The organism is Burkholderia sp., from assembly GCF_018375725.1.
In the GTDB taxonomy this organism is placed as follows: Bacteria; Pseudomonadota; Gammaproteobacteria; order Burkholderiales; family Burkholderiaceae; genus Burkholderia.
Map to the genome: position 1 here is coordinate 1 of NZ_JAHACR010000411.1, position 2,995 is coordinate 2,995.

Annotated in this window: 3 protein-coding genes; all 3 read left to right on the top strand. The window is 64.7% G+C overall.

Annotation, left to right across the window (positions count from 1 at the left end; all coding sequences use genetic code 11):
• On the top strand, positions 1 to 970 hold a 970-nt coding region (locus KH616_RS23595; protein ID WP_292253419.1), incomplete at its 5' end, for a TolC family protein.
• 11 nt (positions 971 to 981) lie between these two features.
• Complete coding sequence (locus KH616_RS23600; RefSeq protein WP_012211076.1) at positions 982 to 2,511, top strand: efflux RND transporter periplasmic adaptor subunit; 1,530 nt, start codon at positions 982 to 984, stop codon at positions 2,509 to 2,511.
• A partial coding sequence (locus tag KH616_RS23605; RefSeq protein ID WP_292253421.1) for an efflux RND transporter permease subunit occupies positions 2,508 to 2,995 on the top strand: 488 nt, incomplete at its 3' end. The genes KH616_RS23600 and KH616_RS23605, both read left to right, overlap by 4 nt.

Sequence of the window (2,995 nt, forward strand, 5' to 3'; positions counted from 1 at the left end):
GCAGGAATGGGTCTCCGGCGACAAGCGGCGGCTGCGCTCGGCGCTCGCCGACCGAATGGTCGGGCGCGAGCGCGCCGGCTACCTCGTGCAACTCGCGAACGTGCGGCAGCAAACCGCCACGGCCTGGCTGAACGCCGTGTACGCGAAACAGGCGCTCGCCCTGCAACAGGCGCTGCTCGACCACATGCATCACGAGCTGGCTGCGACGAAGGCGTCATATCGCGGCGCCAAGGCCGGCGCGTCTGATGTGGTGCAAGCGCAGGCGATGCTTGCGCAGACTCAGGATCAGGTGCTCAAGGCGCAACAGACTTATCAAACAGCGCTCATTGGGCTGTCGCGCTGGACGGCCGCTCCCGTTTCCGAGGTGACTGGCGAACCGCCGGCGCCCGAGTCGTTCGTATCGTCGCTCCCTCCCGACGAACTGCGCCTGTCGCAGCCAACGCTCGTGGCTGCCGCGGACGACATTTCGGTCGCCGAAGCCGATACGGCAGTCGCCAACAGCGAGCGCAGCCCGAACTGGACTTGGGAGGTCGCATATCAGCAACGCGGCGGTGCGTACTCGAACATGGTGTCGATCGGCGTCACCATTCCGTTGCCATTGAATCGGAAAAATCGCCAGAACCGCGACGTCGCGGAGAAAGCCGAGCTCGCCACGAAGGCGCGGTTGATGTACGAGGACGCGCTGCGACAGGTTCAGGCCGACATTCGCACGCAATCGGCCACGCTGGCGAGCGGACGCGAACGCATCGCCAATTTGAGTCAGTCATTGCTGCCCGCTGCGGACCAGCGCGTGCAACTCGCCAACGCCGCCTATCGCGCGGGAAGCGGCTCGCTCGCGGACACGTTCGCGGCTCGCCGCGCGCAGCTCGAGGCCGAACTGCAGGTGCTCGACCTCAAGCGCGAAGTGTCCCAGACCTGGGCCCAGCTCGAATATCAAGTGGTGCCGTCCACGATGGCTGCTGCGCAGTGAAGGAGAACGATATGACCCAAAAACCACTGGTGCGCGCGGTGCTGACTGTATTCGCCGGCGCGGCCTTGCTCGCAGCTGGCTATTTTGCGGGCACACGCCATGCAGCAACGCCCGCGGCCGCGGCCTCGACGGTAACGGCTTCGTCAGGCGAAAAGATTGACCCGAAGACCGGCAGGAAGGTGCTGTACTGGCACGACCCGATGGTGCCGAACCAGCATTTCGACAAGCCCGGCAAGTCGCCTTTCATGAACATGCAACTGGAGCCTGTCTATGCGGACGACGGTGGCGGCTCTTCCGGCATCAAGATCGACCCGGGCCTCCAACAGAACCTCGGAATTCGCTATGCGACCGTGCGCCGGCAGGAAACGACGGGGGGATTCGACGCGGTCGGCACAACGCAATTCGACGAGTCGCGCTCGGATGTCGTGCAGTCGCGCGTTACAGGCTACATCGACCGGTTGTATGCCAGTGCGCCGATGCAACGCATCGCGAAAGGTGCGCCGATTGCGTCGTTGTTCGTTCCGGACTGGCTCGCGCCGCAGGAAGAATATCTTGCGCTCAAGCGCGGCGGCATGGATGCCAGCCTCCTCGAAGCGTCGCGTGCGAGGATGCGCGCGATGTCGATTCCGGACGGCATCATCGCGAGCCTCGACCGAACCGGGAGGGCCCAGACACACGTCGTACTGACGTCGCCCGAGGCTGGCGTCGTTAGCGAACTGAACGTCCGTGACGGCGCGATGGTCGCGCCCGGGCAGACGCTCGCGAAGATTGCCGGCCTGTCGAAGCTCTGGCTCATCGTCGAGATTCCCGAGGCGCTCGCGCTGAGCGTACAGCCCGGCATGACGGTCGACGCGACGTTCGCCGGTGATCCGGCACAACATTTCGCCGGGCGCATTCGCGAGATCCTGCCGGGCATCAGCACCACCAGCCGCACGCTGCAGGCGCGCCTCGAAATCGACAACGCCTCGCTCAAGCTGACGCCGGGCATGCTGATGCGCGTGCGCGTTGCCGGTCAGAAGGCTGTGTCGAGACTGCTGGTGCCGTCCGAAGCGGTCATCACGACCGGCAAACGCTCGGTCGTCATCGTGAAGAACGGTGACGGGCGCCTTCAGCCGGCGACAGTGACCGTTGGCAATGACATTGGCAGCGAAACCGAGGTGTTGAGCGGCCTGAACGATGGCGACACGGTCGTCGCTTCCGGCCAATTCCTGATCGATTCCGAAGCGAGCCTGAAGTCCGTGTTGCCGCGGCTGGAAGGTGGCTCAGGGGCAAGCGCAACCGCGCCGGCGTCCGCGCCTGTCGCCACTGCGCAGACCTATGAGACCACCGGCAAGGTCGAGAAAGTGACCGCCGCAGACATTACGTTCTCTCATCAACCCGTGCCGGCGCTCGGTTGGGGTGCGATGACGATGGCGTTCAACAAGCCGGCGCCGAGCGCATTCCCCGACATCAAGGCCGGACAGATGGTGCACTTCGTCTTCAAGCAGTCGGATGAAGGCTACCAACTGACGAAGGTCGAACCGGTCGGAGGCGCGCAATGATTGCCCGGCTCATCCGCTGGTCCATCCACAACCGCTTCCTGGTGTTGCTCGCGACCGTGCTCGTAACGGGTTGGGGCCTGTACTCGGTCGCCGAGACACCGCTCGATGCACTGCCCGACCTGTCCGACACGCAGGTCATCATCAAAGCGTCGTATCCGGGCAAGGCGCCGCAGGTCATCGAGGACCAGGTGACGTACCCGCTCACGACGACGCTGCTCGGCGTGCCGGGGGCGAAGACCATCCGTGCGTACTCGTCGTTCGGCGATGCGTTCGTCTATGTGCTGTTCGACGACAAGACCGACCAGTATTGGGCACGTTCGCGCGTGCTCGAGTACCTGAATCAGGTGCAAAGCCGCCTGCCGCAAGGTGCGACGGTCTCGCTCGGTCCGGACGCGACCGGCGTGGGCTGGGTGTACGAGTATGCGCTCGTCGACAGGAGCGGACGGCATGACCTCGGTCAGCTGCGCGCGCTGAACGACTGGTT